Genomic DNA, 14,727 nt, shown 5'->3' with positions numbered 1-14,727 from the left:
AGGACGATCATGGACGTGACCGCCACCCCCTACCCGTTCACCCGCACCAAGCCATTCGTGGAGCCACCACAGTGGGCATGGATCCGCGAACATGCCCCGGTGACCCGGGTGAAGTTGGCCAGCGGCGACCCGGCCTGGGTGGTCACCCGGTACGAGGATGTCCGGACAGCCCTGGTCGATCCCCGCTTCAGCCGTTCCATCAACCGGGCGGGCGCGGCTCGGGTCGACACGGGATACCAGGCCGACCGGTCAAGTCCCACGTTCACGTTCGGATCCTCGATTTCCGAGCCACCGGGACACACCCGCTGGCGGCGGATCGTAGCGAAAGCGTTCACCCAGCGGCAGGCGGACGCGATGCGGCCGAGTATCGCCGCGCATGTCGAAGAGATCCTGGACGGGATCTCCGTGCGGAGTGACCAGTTCGACCTGATGGCGGACTTCGCCTACGAGCTGCCCATCCGGGTGATGAGCGACCTGCTCGGCATCGAGGTCGAGAATCGGCCCGAGTTCGTGGAGCTCGCGGCCAAGATCACCCGCCGGGACATGCAGTCGTCGTTCGTCGAGTTCGGCGAGGCGATCAGCGGTATCGGCCGGTACGCGGCCCGGCTCATCTCGCGCAAGCGCCGCGACCTCGGCGAAGACCTGCTGAGCCGGCTCATCACGCTTCGAGACGAGGACCAGTCACAGTTGTCCACCGAGGAGCTGATTTCCACTGTGATATTGCTGCTCATGGCCGGGTACGAGAGCACCGCCGTGCAATTGGGCAACGCCTTCTTCGCACTCTTCCTCAACCCCACCCAGCTGGCCCTGCTACGGGAACGTCCCGAGCTGATCGGCACCGGAGTGGACGAACTGCTGCGATGGGCACAGATGGGCACCGGGTTCGCGGTGGCGAAGTACGCCACCGCCGACATCGAGGTCGGCGGAACGACAATCCCGGCCGGTGCCACGGTCTTCGTCTCGCTCGGGTCGGGCAACCGTGACACTTCAGTCTTCGGCGTGAACGCCGACGTGCTGGACCTCACTCGGCCGTCGGCGACCAACCAGCTCGCCTTCAGCCATGGCCCGCACTACTGCCTCGGCGCGGCCCTCGCCCGGAGCGAGATGCAGGAGTGCATCTCCCGGGTACTGGCGCGGTTCCCGTACCTCCGCCCCGCAGAGGACCTCTCCGACGTGGTCCTGGCCAGCAATCTGTTCACGTACTACCCGAGGGAACTACGGCTGACCACCTCTGGGGACGAGCGATGAACGCCACGCCGTTGGCCGGCAGTACGCTCCCGGCCGGTTTGCTCTGGGACGACGTCCGGGGCCGGCTGCAGGTCCGTGATCCGCGGCTGGCTGAGATCGTGCTTCGCGACCAGCACATCATCACGGGCGTCGACCACGGCAAGTCGGGCCGGCCGGCCGAGCTGCCCCCACCAGGACATGCGCCGACGATCACGCAGTTCTTCGAGATGTGGTACACGGTCAGTGAGCACTACGCTGTGTTCAACAGCGAGTTACGAAAGGTGTTCACTCCTCGGACGGTGCAGGAGTTCAATGCGGCTTTCCGGGCCGAGGCGGACCGGCTGGTGGCCGGTATGCCTGCCCGGGGCGACCTGTCTCGTGACTACCTGTCGCCTTACCTGACGCACAGCACCTTCCTGATGCTCGGCGTACCTGAGCAGGAGTGGAGCCGCCTGGGCAAGGTCTCTCGGCTCGTGATCCATTTGTTCAAACAGCAACTGCTGGGCGTCACCGAGTACGGTGATCGGGAGCAGACAGCCTTTGCCACCACCATGCTCTATCTCAAGAGACTGACCGATGAGCTACTCGCCGGCCCCGGCACCCAACCGTTCCTGGCGGCGGCCCGCCAGCTCGCCACAGTCGATTCCAGCAGCTGGCCCATCGCCGCCCTGATCGGGCAACTCCTGATGGCCGGAATCGAGCCGATGATCGTGGGGTCGAGCATCGCGTGCCGCGAGGTCTGGTCGTCTCCGCACCTGCGGGAGTCGATCCTGCGCGGGATGGTGGACACCGGCGAGATCGCCGAGGAGGTGCTGCGACAGAACCCACCGTTCGGCAACATCTTCCGGTTCGTCAGCCAGCCCTGCGACTGTCTGGGCGTTCAACTGCAGCCCGGAACGATCGTCGCGGTGGACACGGCTGCGGTCAACCTCAGCCACCACCCTGCGGCCGACCCGGCCCAGGGCTGCCCGGTCCGGCCCAGCGAGCTGCTCACCTTCGGCAAGGGCACGCATTACTGCCTGGGCGCGCACAGCGCACGGCTGCAGATCGCCACCGGTCTGCGCCAGCTGATCCACGGGGCGCCCGAACTGGAAGTGGACATTGCGGCTGTCCGCATCGACACCAGTAACAACCTCAAGGAGGTACGGGCGATCCCCTACCGGATCGGGAGCGACGATGCCGCCTGAACCGGACCAGTGCCCGGCAGCTGCGGCTTCTCCGGTCGGCGCACCAGGCGACCCCACGGACGGTGCACCGGCCCTGCCCGCCGGTTTGTCCTGGCGCGCCGACACGAAGCAATGGCTGGTCCGAAGCCACGACCTCGCCGACATCGTGTTGCGGGATTCGCACGTCGGGATGGAGCTGGCGCCCGACCGGGTGCCCGTACCGTTGCCTACGCCCGAAGAGGTTCCGTCCGTGACCCAGTTCTTCGAGCTGTGGTACCAACGAGGGGCGAACCATCCGGCCTTTGGCCGGCACCTGCGTCGCGCGTACGCCCCCGCTGCGGTCGCAGACTTCGCCACAACCTTCGTCGACCTGGCCACGGCCCGGGCCGCTGCGCTGCCGTCCGCTGGCGACCTGGTCGCCGACTTCATCGAGCCGTTCTGCCTGGACAGCACGTTGCGGCTGATGGGTTTCCCCCCTGCCCGGTGGCCGATGCTGGCAAAGGTCTACCGGGTCATCATGCTGGTGATCCATGCGCGCTCGCGCGGTGTCCTGGATCTGCCAGCTCGCCAGGCGGCGGCGTTCAGCACCGCGTTGCGCTATCTGCGGGCGGCCATGGACGAGTTGACGGCCGGCGCGGCGGTGACGCCGGTGGTGGCGAGTTTCCAGGCACACGCCGCGGCGGAGGGACCGGACCCGTGGGGCGACGTGGCTGCGGTGGCGCAGCTGCTGGCGGCCGGTGTGCCCCAGGTGACGACGGGCACTGCCGTGGCCTGCCGTTCCGTGTATGGCGATCCCGCGCTGTTGGCCTTGTTGCGAGAGGGCACGGTTGACGCTGCGGACGTGGCCGAGGAGGCGATGCGGCTGTCGCCGCCCTTCCTCGGTGTGTACGGCTGGGTGCTGGGGGACTGCGACTGTCTCGGTGTCCGGCTGCGTCCCGGTGAGGCGGTGGTCGTCGATTTGGTGGCCGTCAATCGCGATGCGGGCCGAATGACCGATCCCCTCGCTTTCTGCCCGGGACGTAGCCGCAACCTCAATATCACCTTCGGCAAGGGTGCCCATTACTGCCTCGGTGCGGCCAGTGCCAGGTTGCAGGTGGTGGCAGGGCTGGTTGGTCTGGTAGGCGCCGTTCGCGTTCACCCGGATGTGTCGGGCCTTCGGCTGACTGACGACGGGTTCGCGCAGACGGCCCGGGCGTTTCCGTACCGCGTGGCGGACCGGCCGACGGGAGGCCGAGCCGACCCGGGGTCCGAGCGGGGGAGCACGGGCAGGGCCTAGCCCGGGCCACCCACCGACCACGGTGCGGTTGCGACGTCGGTCGGGATCCGCTGCTGTGGTACGGACCGCTGTGGCGTGCCCTGCGCCCCGGGCGCACCCAGTGTCCCCAGGGTGCCCTGCCAGGGCTCGATCAGGTTCGTCGTCGCCTGGTCGGCGCTCAGCATCGAACGGTGCAGGCGACGCAGAGCTGGCGAGGGTTCCAAACCGCGCTTGTCGGTGAGGTTGGCGCGGAGTCGCTGGTATGCCTCCAGCGCCTCGCACCGGCGGCCCGACCGGTAGAGGGCGAGCATAAGGTGCGCCACTAGGCCTTCATGGGTGGGGTGTTGCGAGGTGACCACGGACAGCTCGCCGATGAGTTCGTGGTGTCGCCCGAGACGTACATCGGCCTCGATCCGGCAGGAGAGGGCGTTGAGCCGACCCTCGCTCAGGTTCTGCGCGTACAGCCGTAGTCGCGGGCCGGCCTGGACGTCCGCGAGGGCGGGCCCCCGCCACCAGCTGAGCGCCTCGGCGAAGGCCCGGGCGGCGGCTGCATGCTCCTGCCGTTCCCGCGTCCGGTACCCGATGTTGGCGAGCCGCTCGAAGTGGCCGGCGTCGACCGAGTCGCGGCGTACGCGGAGCAGATAGCCGGCCGGAGTCGTCACGAGGACCTGCTTGGCATCGTCAGCTTCTCCTGCGGCGGCGGCGGCACTCTGCATCAGTTTGCGAAGGCCCAGAATGTACGTCTGGATGGTGGTACGGGCATGTCTGGGCGGCGACTCGGGCCAAAGTTCGGAGATCAGAATGTCCACCGGAACTACGTCATTGGCATGCGCCGCCAACACGGCAAGAACTGTTCGTGGTTTGATGGCGGTGGGAACGACGGGCTGACCGTGGTGAGTCGCAGCTAGCGGGCCTAGGATTGCAATACGCACGGTCACTCCCCAAGTGCAAAGAACGCGGACCAGCTCTCGGTCTGCGAGAATTCGTGTCGGCGGCACGGTCCGAGCTGGAAGACTCGAACGCACATCTCGCGGCGAGAACCCGACCGACACCACAAAAAGCCACAGCGCGGGCGGCCACCGCGGTATCTAGATCTGGACGGGTGGCGTCAGGCTCCCCCGCCATCACTGGTCCCTGCGAAGCCGCACCGGTCGATCCGACAGAATGGTCGTACGTGTCGTGGTGCCGGTCGCCAGAAGATCGATTTCGATGCATTTCGACGGGCATAAGACGCCGTTGTCTAAAGAGCCCGAGTTGAACACTCCCGTCGGTATTCTCCAGGCACCCCCGTCGGCAACGCTCCTCGACCATAGCACCCGATCGGCAGGGGGGTAACCCTCTGCGGTGCCTCGGTGACGCTTCGGCTGTATGGCTCTGGGCCTTGGCCGCGCTTCGGCTGGTCTGTCCTCACTGCGGCGGGAGTCCGCTGAGTGGCATCGTGGCGCTACCCAGGTTGCGGCCGACTGGTCCGATGGTATCCCAGTGGACTGAGTCGCAATCCAAGGCTGCGCGCCTTGTCTCGTTTTGCAAGATTGCCGATGATCTATCTGGTCAACGTTATTTGTATTGGATCTTTGGTGGCCGTGCTCCAGCGGCCGGCGAACCCCTGGCGCTCGGGTTCGCCGGCCTCGCTTGCGTACAGTCGTTACGCTGCTGCGTCGTGGTCGACGAACCGAGCCGGATCAGCACGTGGACGCTCCGAGTGGTGGTCTACGGCGGGGCGGTGACCGGATTCGCGCTGTCGGCGGCGGCGATCGTGGTCGACGACGCGCCGCTGTGGTGGGTGCTGGTGGGTGCGCCACTGGCGGTCTGCTGCGGGCTGCTGGTGTTCGTCTGGCTGCGGTTCCGGCTACGTCACCGCTCGCCTGAGTCCCGTCCACGCGCGGTCGAGGCCATGGCGGCGCGGCGCGACACGGTCGGGCGGCCGTTGGAACGTTCCCGGATCGCCCAGCGTGCCACCCGGCACAAGAAGGCGGTGCTCGCCGCTGGGGTGCCGACCACAGCGGTGGTGCAGTTCCTCGCGTCCGCACACCGGGCCAGTCAGTTCCGCCACTTGGTCTACCTGGAGCTGGAGGTCGTCCGACCGGACGGTGCCCGATACCTGGTCAAGACCGGCGAGTACCTGGATGCCTCGTCTGCCGGGTCGGTGGCCCCCGGCCGGGTGCTGCAGGTCAAGGTGGATCCAGTCGACCCCGACCGAGTGGCGGTGGACTGGGAGCGGTCGCTCCGGTTGACCTGAGCTGCAGCTTCCGTTACCCCAGCACAGAGCTGACCGACGACCACTCGGCTGCATACCTAGGGCCTGACCGGTGGCCGCGCCGGAGACCGCGTCTGCCGTGACTTCCAAGGGCTGGCTATCCAACCTCTTCTTCGATGTGTACAAGACCTGGAACGGGGAAGGAACACCGACGTCGAACGCGGGATCTGGGCCAGCTGGGCCTTCGGAACCTTCGGCACGGGAGCGGTGGGTACGTCGTACTCGTCTGGACAAGGGTGGTGCCGCTACGTCCCACCTGTCGTGGCGCCAGTGACTGACCGGAAGGAACGACCATGACGACCGTTGGTTCGGTCACCGGCCGGCCTGCCAGCGCGGCGCGGGGTAGCGCCTACGGGAAGCTTCTGAAACGAGTCAAGGCCGCTGGTCTGTTGGACAGGAGACCGGGCTACTACACACTCAAGGTCACGCTCACCGTGCTGGCGTTCGCCGGAACATGGGTAGCGTTCGTGGTGGTCGGTCCGTCCTGGTGGCAACCGGGTGTCGCAGCACTGCTGGCGGTGGTCTACACCCAGGTCGCGTTCATCGGCCATGACGCCGGCCACAAGCAGATTTTCCGGACCAGGCGCGCCAACTACCTGCTCGGCGTGGCGTTGGGGAACCTGGGCGTCGGGCTGAGCTACGGGTGGTGGATCGACAAGCACAACCGTCACCATGCTCATCCCAACGAAGTCGGCAGCGATCCCGACATCGAACCAGGCGTGCTGGTCTTCACCGGGTGGCACGCCCCACTGCGCAGCAGGGCGCTCCGGCTCTGGCGGCGGGCGCAGGCGTACATGTTCTTCCCCCTGCTGCTGCTGGAAGGGCTGAATCTGCACGTTGCCAGCGTGCGGGCACTCGCCGGGCCGACGGTGCGGTCGCGCGCCGACCGGGCGTTGGAGACCACCCTGTTCGCCGTGCACACCGTGGCCTATCTGGCCGTGGTGTTCCTGGTGCTCCCACCCTGGCAGGCGATCGCGTTCATCGCGGTCCACCAGGCACTGTTCGGCTTCTACATGGGCTGCTCGTTCGCCCCCAACCACAAGGGCATGCCCGTGCTGACCGCCGACGACGACCTGGACTACCTACGTCGACAGGTGCTCACCTCCCGCAACATCCGCGGCGGCCGGCTGACGGATTTCGTTCTCGGCGGGCTGAACTACCAGATCGAACATCACCTGTTCCCGAGCATGCCGCGGCCCAACCTGCGCCGCTCGCAGCATCTGATCCGCAGGTTTTGCGCCGAGCACGGCGTCAGCTACGCCGAGACCGGCGTGTTCGCCTCGTACCGGCAGGTCCTACGCCACCTGCACCAGGTCGGACGGCAATCCGCCGACCCCCCACTCCGCGCGCAGGAGAGCTGACCATGCTTACCGCCATACAGCGGGCCACCGTGACCTCGTCCTCGCCGCCCTCGCGACCTCGACTGGTACTCGCCCCTGTCCGAGCCAGCCGGACCGTCCTGGACGGCGGGTGGTGGCCCCGCTCCTGGGACCCGATGGCCGAACTCCCCGGGCTCCTCCTGGCCTTGTCCAGCCGCTACGGACGCATCCGGAACGTGATGCTCAACGACGACGTTTGGGGCAGCCGATTCCGTCGACTTCGCAGTCGGCACGGACGCGGTCCGGGTGGGCTGGCTCGCATCACTGGATACCGCCTTGTTGATCGCCACCACCGACCGCGGAGACCAACTCGACCTGCTCGTCGTACCGCCGGGCAGCACAACCGCAGCGGCAGAGCAGGCGATGACCGCCGCAGCCGACCCGATGAACACCCTGCACGCGCCCGAGGTTCTCACCGGCACATCCGCGCCACCGCCGCCGACAGCGGCGACCGATCCGAGCGCAGTATGGGACAACGAGGGCGGGAGCACGGCCATACCTAACCCTCGCCCGCCCGTGTCTCGGAGCTGACCGGGCTGCTCGAAGCCACCCGGCGTGACGGCTGTCGCCTGACGGACGCCCCCACCGACCGGTTCAGCGGCCGAGTACGACCATCAGGTCAACCAGCTTCCCCTGCCGGTCCGTCCCGGAGCAGCGGTGGCGCCGTCATCGCCGCGAGGAGGTCGGCCACCGGCACTGTGACGAACCCGACCCGTGCGTCGCTCGCTCCGTACGGCAGCCACAGATCGCCGTCATGGATCAGCCCGCCGCAGGAGTAGACGACGTTGGGCACGTACCCGTCCCGGTCGGATTCCTCGGGGGCCAGCAGCGCGCCGGGGAGCCGCGCGACGACCCGTTCCGGTCGATCCAGGTCGAGCAGGAGCGCGCCGATGGCGTACCGGCGCATCGGGCCGACCCCGTGGGTGAGCACGAGCCAACCGGCGTCGGTCTCGATCGGAGATCCGCAGTTGCCGACCTGGACGAGTTCCCAGCTGTCGCGGGGGGCGTGCAACGGAACCGGAGCCTGCCACTGGTTGTCTGCGGCCAAGCAGGTCAGGCCGATGGTCTCACCGTCGGTGCGACACAGGGCAAGGTGCCGCCCGCCGACAGTACGGGGGAACAGCGCGACGCCCTTGTTGCGGGTGCCCGGCCCGCGCATCGGGGTGATCTCGAAGCGGCGCAGGTCGCAGCTGGCCAGCATGCGGGTGACGATGCGCCGTCCGTCGAAAGCGGTGTAGGTGGCCCGGTACACCGCTTCCGACTCGTGGGTGAACCGAACGAAGCGGGCGTCCTCCAAGCCGTTGCTTTCCGCCGGGGTGGTGGGCCAGAGCACCCGTTGGTGCAGTGCCGTGTCGGCGGGGAAGGCTGTGGCGTAGCTGGCGGCGTTGGTACGGCGCAGACGTTCGAGAGTTCCGGGGCCGGTGCTGCGGGCCAGCAGGTCCGGTGGCAACTGGCCGAGCACCCGCTCGAAGGCGGCCTCGTCGTACCGGTCGGGCAGCGTGTCCAGGACGGTGGCGGTGACCTCGTTGTCGCAGTCTTCCTCGGCGAGGCCGGCGGCGAGCAGATCCCGGCGGTGCCGTACGCCTACCCGCTGCCCGACGACCAACGGACCGGACCGGTCGACAATGGTGAGCCGGCGGCCGGGTCCGAGGACGGCGACGGCGAACCCGATCGACGACAGGTGCCCCTCACCGATCTGGCGCAGGCTCACCGCGACACGCAACTGCCCCGCGCCTAGACCGGTCTGGTCTGGATGATCGACCACTGACGGATTGCACAGCGCGGCGGCCTCGACCGCGTACTCGTGGCTGAAGTAGGCACCAACCAGGAGCCGGGTGGTGGGGGACAGGTCCTGTGCCCGGGCGATCCGGTGCCGGACGAGGTCGTAGTGGTGGTGGAAGGTGACATCCAGGTCGCGGTGCCGGCCGCCGAAGCGGTCGTAGGTGTCGCTCAGCAGCCGGCCGGTCTCCGCGTCGTCGAGGTGCGCGACGCGGTCGATGAGCGCCCGCGCCCGGCTGCGTACCACGGCGTCGTCCTCACCGGGGACGAAGAGCTTGACGATGACCCGGCGTGGGTCCGGGGTGAGGGTAATGTCCTGCCGGACGGTCAGGGTCATGACCACCGGCCGGCGTGCTGCAGGGTGGAGATGAGGGCGAGGGTGGACTCGGCACCCTGGTTGCGGTTCGGCCCGTGCGCGGTCAGCCCGTCGTAGCCGCCGCCGGTCGCCGGATCCCACATCGCCACGCCGGTGTCGTTGTCGCCGAGGAACCACCCGACCGCCAAGTTCACCCCGGTCTCCCAGCCGGGGTCACCGGTGACCGTGGCGGCGGTCGCGCAGGCGTCGGCGAAGGCGGCGGCCTCGATCGGCTGCTGGTCGTGGCGCAGCCGCGCCGCGCCGCGCCGCAACCCGCAGGCGGGGACGACCGACAGCCGCCCATCGAGGACCTGAATGTCGCGCAGCCAGGCCAACATCCGCAGACCGGCGTCGAGGCGTCGACCGCCGTGGCGCAGGTTGCCCGCGGCGATGACGACCTCGGCGAAGGCCGCATTGGCGTAGGTGAGCCGCTGCTGCGGCCAGGGCCACTGCGGATCCGGTCCGGGGGCGCCGACCGTGGTGGCCGCGTCCGTCAGCAGCGTGGCCGCGGCGGCGTGGGCCGGATGGCGACGCAGCACCTCGGCGGCACCGAGCCCGGCGAAGGCCATCGCGTGCGGTGCCGGGGAGCGCCGTACGGCGCCCCGGCTGAACGCGACCAGCGCCTCCTCGCGGATCCAGGCTGCGGGACTGCGCGCGGCGGCGGTGCCCAGCCCCCACAACGCTCGTCCCCACCAGTCGCCGAGGCCGGGCTGGTCGGTCCAGCGCCGGTCGTGACCGAGCCGGTTGTGGAAGGCGCCGCCACCGTCCTGCGCATGGGTCAGGAAGGCGAGGTAGCACTCGGCGAGCCTGAGCACCGCCTCGGTCGGCTCCGGCTCGCGGCTGGTGACGACCAGGCCGCGCGCGACGTCGTCGGTGCAGTAGCCGTGCCCGCGGCGGACGATAGCGTGCCGGGCGTGCTCGAACAGGCCGGTGTCGTCGCTCATCCGGCTCAGATGGGTGAAACTCGGCCGGGGCGGCGCGGGCCGGAGACCGCGCACCGGCGGGCGGGGAGGGTCGACGGTCGCGGTCACGCCGACACCGCGCCGACCGTGGCGGCACGGGCGGCGACGAGCCGCTCGGCGAGGGCTTCGTAGCGGGCAGCCACCGCCGGCCACCGCAGGTCAGCGGCCAGCGGTCGGACGCGGCCGGCCAGCCGGGCGGCCAGGCCCGGTTCGGTGAGGATTCGTCGGATGGCGGCGGCCAGCGCCGCTGGGTCCTGGTGAGGTACGACCAGACCGGGTCCGTCGGTGAGCAGCTCGACGGCGTGTGGGTACGCCGTCGCGACGACCGGAATCCCGGCGGCCACCGCCTCGATCAGCACGCCGGAGGTGACCTGTTCGTGAGAGTCGTAGGGCAGCACGACCACGTCGGCGGAACGGATCAACCGGCCGAGGGTGAGCTGGTCGTGGTAGGCGTCCTGGTAGTCCACTGTGTGCGCGATGCCCAGCTGCGCACCGAGCCGGTGCAGTCCCGACCGGTACGCCTCACCGCGGTGCTCGACCACCTTCGGGTGGGTCCGGCCCGCCACAGTGTAGGTGGGGGTCGGGTCCAGGTCCTGCAACCGCGCGAGGGCCCGCAACGACCACTCGATGCCCTTGCCGGGACCGAGTAGTCCCCAGGTCAGCAGGTGCGGGCGGGTACGGCGGTCGGCGGGCACGCCGACGTGCTCGGCGGCGCCGTGCGGGATGACCGTGACCTTTTCCGGACGTACGGTGTAGCCGACGAGCAGCCGTGCACGAGCGGTGCCGGTCATCGTGACGACCGCCCCGGCGGCCGTGACGATCTGCTCCAGTAGGAACTTCTGTCAGGCGGAGGGCCGGCGGAGCACGGTGTGCAGGACCACGATGCTCGGCACCTTGAGGCAGCGCAGCAACGGCAGTACGTCCTCCCCGTCGGCGCCGGGGTAGATGCCGTACTCATGCTGGACGATCACCACGTCGAAGGTGTTCAGGACGTCGGAGGCGTCCCGCCACCCGGCCGAACCGTGCGTCGACCAGGTGTGCACGACCTCGGGCCCGGCCCGCTGGTCGCCGCCGCGGTCGATAACCCGGACGATGCCGCCGCGCGTGCCGTCGGCGGTCAGGTGGGCGGCGAGGGTGGAGTTGAAAGTGGCCAGGCCGCACCGGGTCGGCGGGTGGGTGCTGAGGAACCCGTAGCTGGGCATGAGCGTCGGGCCTTTCGGTTGTCGGCCGCCGGGTACGGTGGCGGCCTTCACGCGGTGACGGCGCACGTCGGCCAGCGTGTGTGGCCGACGGAACGGATTCATCGGCGGGATACGCCCGTGACCGTGTGGTCGGGTACACCTGCGGTCGCTCGGTCTTCTCAGGGGCGCTGCCGACGGGTGAGTTCGTCGTAGACAGCCTGGTAGTCGGTGACCATCCGGTCTGCGCCGAAGCGCTGGCAGGCCCGCTTCCGGCAGTCCGCCCGGTCGAGGGCGGCGACCTCGGTGACGGCTGCGACGGCCTGATCGACGGTGGTGACGAGACGTCCCGTCACGCCTTCGTCGACGACTTCCAGCATGGACCCCCGCCGGTACGCGACGACCGGTGTGCCGCAGACCATCGCCTCGACCACGGAAAGTCCGAACGGTTCGTCGAAGGCGATCGGGTGGAGCAGGGCGGTGCTCGAGCCCAGAATCTCCGCACGTCGTCGGGGGCCGACCGAGCCGAGGAAAACGACCTGGTCGCCGTCGACGTGCGGGGCCACCTGCTCGGCGAAGTATCGCTCGTCCTGCACGACGCCGCAGATGGTCAGCGGCCGGCCCGCGCGGCGGGCGATCTCGATCGCGGTGCGGATGCCCTTGTCGGGATGGATACGTCCGAAGACGACCAGTCCGGGACCGGGGTCCCGGGTGAACGGCAATCCGGTGAGGTCGACACCGTGGTACACCGTGGCGAGGTAGTCCAGACCGGCGCGCCGGTCCGCGTCGGAGATCGTCGACACGTAGGACGAGCGCGCCGAGGCGTAGACGGGCAAGCTACCGGCCCCCGAGAAGCCGTGAACAGTGGTGAGCAGCGGGGAGCGCCAGTGTCCGGCGAAGGCCAGCGGCAGCCAGTCGAGGTGACTGTGCACCACATCGAAGTCGCCGGAGCGAGCCAACGCGTGCGAGACGTGCATCGCCTCCCACACTCGGCCGTCCATAACCGGGTCGTCGGCGTACCCCCGTGGGCACACACCGTCGAGGGCGGCTGAGCTGACCGAGTCCAGCGTCGCGAACAGAGTCACGTCCACCCCGCGCGCGACCAGTCCTTCGGCGAGCAGACCGGTCACCTGCTCCCAGGGGCCGTAGTGGTACGGGGGTGTCCGCCAGGCTACCGGCCCGAGCAGAGCCACCCTCACGACGCTGACCGGTCGGTGAGGTCGGCCGGATCGAGACGCAGGGTCGTGAGGAGCCCGACATGCTTGTCGGGATCGACCCGCTCGGGCAGTTCCCGCTCGACCCAGTCGGCCCTGATCTGCTGACCGCGCTCGCGTAGAGCCGTGACGATTCGTTGCCTGGCGATGCTCAAGGGATGCTCCTCATGAAGCCGTTCGGAGTGAACACCTGCGGCAGCGCGCGGCCCTCGACGGCCCACCGGAGTCGAAGCCCGAGGGTCCGCCGCAGCCGTAGCCCGAGACGACGACGCCCGGTCAACGGGGCATCCCTGTTCTGAGCTGCGCCAGGGAGCGTCTCAACAGCCGTGAGACGTGCATCTGGGACAAGCCCACCCGGGTGGCGATCTGCGCCTGGGTCAGGTCGCCGTAGAAGCGCATGGCCAGGATCAGCCGCTCGCGCGGGGGAAGCGACGCGAGGACCAGCCGGAGTGTCAGGTGGTCGTCCACGGCTTGGTATCCCGGATCATCGGTGCCGATGAGATCGGCACGCTCGGGGCCGTCGGAGCGGGGCGGAGGTTGGTTCAGCGACGGCAACCGATAGACCTCGGCGGCGACGAGAGCGGCCGTGAGCTGGGCGACGGTCACCTCCAGATGGTCGGCGAGTTCGTCGTCAGTAGGTTGACGGCCCCGTTGCTGACTGAACTCGCCCCAGGCGCTGAGCACCCGGGCACTCAGTTCCTGGGCCGAGCGCGGCACCCGGATCGCCCAGGCCGTATCGCGGAAGTGTCGACGGATGCCGCCGAGGATGGTCGGTACGGCGTAGCTGACGAACGGCACGCCCCGGTTGGGGTCGTACCCGTCGACGGCTTTGATCAGACCAAGCGCGCCGACCTGCGCGAGGTCCTCGTAAGGCACTCCGCGGCCGGTGTAGCGGCGGGCCAGTCGACCGGCCAGCGGCAGGTTGGCCTCGATGATCCGGGTCCGCAGCCGCGCACGGTCGGGGTCGTCCAGGGACAGAGACGCACGTCGGCGCAGCAACTGTTCGCTGGTCGCGGGCGGTGAAAGGGCGGTTGCTGTCGCGATGGGGGTAGCCATCTGTTGTGCACCCCTCACGGGCTGGTGGCGGCGAGATCGGCAGCCACCGGGGACCCGGGCGACACAGCCACCGTACGCCCTCAGCTCCCCGACCGACACCCCTGGAAGCCGCGCTTCCGGAAGCGGGGGTCGGCTGTTGCGTTGGTCGTCAGCCGGGCCGGTTGGCGACCGGTCCCGGAAACAGCTGCTCGGTGCCGTCGAGGACCGCCTGGGACAGCTCGGCCAGACGTCGGTTGCGGCTGCGGGCGCCGTCGCGCAATATCGCGAACGCCTGGCCCACATCCACCTGGAGGCGTTCGGCCAGGACCCCCTTGGCCTGCTCGATCAGGACGCGGCTGTCCAGCGCGGTCTGAAGCTGTTCGGTGAGGATGTCGCGTCGAAGGATGGCGCGCTGTTGCAGCAGGCCGATGGCGGCGACATCGGCGAGCGCCTGACCGATACGGAGCCGACCCTCGTCGAGGGCACCCGGCCGGACGTCGAAGAGGTTCAGCGCACCGATGACCTCGGTACGCAGCCGCATGGGCAGGGCGTGCACCGCGGCGAAACCGACCTCGGCCGCGGCAGCGGTGAACCTCGGCCACCGATCGGCGGTAGGCAGGTCGGTCACCGACACCGGTTGGCCGGTACGGAAGCAGTCCACACATGGGCCCTGGTCGGTCTGCAGCTGGAACAACTCCAACAACCGGGTGCGTTCGGACGACGCGGCGACCACCTGCAACGTGTCCCGCTCGTCGGTCAGGAGCAGCCCTGCCGCCGACACACCCAACAGCTCGACACACCGTTCGGTGAGCACGTGCAGGAACTCGATCACGTCGAAATCGTCGACGAGAGTGTCGGCCATCTCCACGAAGACAGCGGCTAGCTGGGTCTCGGCCATCTCAGTCACCTCGTCGATCAGT

General features: G+C 69.1%; 15 protein-coding genes and 1 pseudogene. 7 read left to right on the top strand and 9 right to left on the bottom strand.

What is annotated here, in order from left to right; all coding sequences use genetic code 11:
• Nucleotides 1-15: 15 nt before the first annotated feature.
• The 3 genes from EDC02_RS25820 to EDC02_RS25810 are packed head-to-tail and all read left to right on the top strand — an operon-like array spanning nt 16 to nt 3,669.
• Nucleotides 16-1,248, top strand: a complete 1,233-nt coding sequence (locus tag EDC02_RS25820) for a cytochrome P450 (protein ID WP_158632303.1) — start codon at nt 16-18, stop codon at nt 1,246-1,248.
• Nucleotides 1,245-2,414, top strand: a complete 1,170-nt coding sequence (locus EDC02_RS25815; protein WP_123604182.1) for a cytochrome P450 — start codon at nt 1,245-1,247, stop codon at nt 2,412-2,414. Before EDC02_RS25820 ends, EDC02_RS25815 begins: the two co-directional genes overlap by 4 nt.
• The gene (locus EDC02_RS25810; RefSeq protein ID WP_148083625.1) at nt 2,404-3,669 is read left to right on the top strand and encodes a cytochrome P450; all 1,266 of its coding nucleotides are present in this window, start codon (nt 2,404-2,406) and stop codon (nt 3,667-3,669) included. Before EDC02_RS25815 ends, EDC02_RS25810 begins: the two co-directional genes overlap by 11 nt.
• On the opposite strand, the gene EDC02_RS25805 is transcribed toward EDC02_RS25810, so the two are convergent.
• The gene (locus EDC02_RS25805) at nt 3,666-4,580 is read right to left on the bottom strand and encodes an AfsR/SARP family transcriptional regulator (RefSeq protein ID WP_123605144.1); all 915 of its coding nucleotides are present in this window, start codon (nt 4,578-4,580) and stop codon (nt 3,666-3,668) included. The two genes, EDC02_RS25810 and EDC02_RS25805, sit on opposite strands and share 4 nt — an antisense overlap.
• 728 nt (nt 4,581-5,308) lie before the next feature.
• Between EDC02_RS25805 and EDC02_RS25800 the strand changes: the two genes are divergently transcribed.
• The 4 genes and pseudogenes from EDC02_RS25800 to EDC02_RS42895 all read left to right on the top strand — a co-directional run bounded on the left by EDC02_RS25800 (nt 5,309) and on the right by EDC02_RS42895 (nt 7,815).
• Entirely contained in the window at nt 5,309-5,887 is a 579-nt protein-coding gene (locus EDC02_RS25800; protein ID WP_123604180.1) for a hypothetical protein, read from the top strand.
• Nucleotides 5,888-6,198: 311 nt separating this feature from the next.
• Complete coding sequence (locus tag EDC02_RS25795) at nt 6,199-7,266, top strand: acyl-CoA desaturase (RefSeq protein ID WP_123604179.1); 1,068 nt, start codon at nt 6,199-6,201, stop codon at nt 7,264-7,266.
• A gap of 2 nt (nt 7,267-7,268) precedes the next feature.
• A pseudogene (locus EDC02_RS42900) lies at nt 7,269-7,505 on the top strand (DUF5994 family protein); the annotation flags it as partial.
• Between the two features lie 25 nt (nt 7,506-7,530).
• Entirely contained in the window at nt 7,531-7,815 is a 285-nt protein-coding gene (locus tag EDC02_RS42895; protein ID WP_370461496.1) for a hypothetical protein, read from the top strand.
• 88 nt (nt 7,816-7,903) lie between these two features.
• On the opposite strand, the gene EDC02_RS25790 is transcribed toward EDC02_RS42895, so the two are convergent.
• The 8 genes from EDC02_RS25790 to EDC02_RS25765 form a co-directional block, all read right to left on the bottom strand.
• Entirely contained in the window at nt 7,904-9,400 is a 1,497-nt protein-coding gene (locus EDC02_RS25790; RefSeq protein ID WP_123605143.1) for a glycosylase, read from the bottom strand.
• Nucleotides 9,397-10,449 (bottom strand): glycosyltransferase, encoded by a 1,053-nt coding sequence (locus EDC02_RS25785; RefSeq protein ID WP_370461495.1) that lies wholly within the window; start codon nt 10,447-10,449, stop codon nt 9,397-9,399. Before EDC02_RS25785 ends, EDC02_RS25790 begins: the two co-directional genes overlap by 4 nt.
• Nucleotides 10,446-11,171: a glycosyltransferase gene (locus tag EDC02_RS42890; RefSeq protein WP_370461494.1), complete on the bottom strand. Its 726-nt coding sequence runs from the start codon at nt 11,169-11,171 to the stop codon at nt 10,446-10,448. Before EDC02_RS42890 ends, EDC02_RS25785 begins: the two co-directional genes overlap by 4 nt.
• Nucleotides 11,172-11,222: 51 nt before the next feature.
• On the bottom strand, nt 11,223-11,648 hold the full coding sequence (locus tag EDC02_RS42885; protein ID WP_370461493.1) for a hypothetical protein: 426 nt from the start codon (nt 11,646-11,648) through the stop codon (nt 11,223-11,225).
• A gap of 92 nt (nt 11,649-11,740) precedes the next feature.
• Nucleotides 11,741-12,757: a glycosyltransferase family 4 protein gene (locus tag EDC02_RS25775; protein WP_123604178.1), complete on the bottom strand. Its 1,017-nt coding sequence runs from the start codon at nt 12,755-12,757 to the stop codon at nt 11,741-11,743.
• Nucleotides 12,754-12,927: a hypothetical protein gene (locus EDC02_RS40990; protein WP_199757767.1), complete on the bottom strand. Its 174-nt coding sequence runs from the start codon at nt 12,925-12,927 to the stop codon at nt 12,754-12,756. The genes EDC02_RS25775 and EDC02_RS40990 overlap by 4 nt, the downstream gene beginning before the upstream one ends.
• A gap of 121 nt (nt 12,928-13,048) precedes the next feature.
• Entirely contained in the window at nt 13,049-13,828 is a 780-nt protein-coding gene (locus EDC02_RS25770) for a SigB/SigF/SigG family RNA polymerase sigma factor (protein WP_158632302.1), read from the bottom strand.
• A 148-nt stretch (nt 13,829-13,976) separates the two neighbouring features.
• Nucleotides 13,977-14,705 carry a GAF and ANTAR domain-containing protein gene (locus EDC02_RS25765; RefSeq protein WP_123604176.1) on the bottom strand — a complete coding sequence of 243 codons (729 nt, stop codon included), beginning with the start codon at nt 14,703-14,705 and terminating at the stop codon, nt 13,977-13,979.
• Nucleotides 14,706-14,727 lie beyond the last annotated feature (22 nt).

This window comes from Micromonospora sp. Llam0, from assembly GCF_003751085.1.
Taxonomy (GTDB): Bacteria; Actinomycetota; Actinomycetes; order Mycobacteriales; family Micromonosporaceae; genus Micromonospora_E.
The sequence above is the reverse complement of the archived record's forward strand: the minus strand, read 5'-3'. Positions and strand labels throughout refer to the sequence as shown.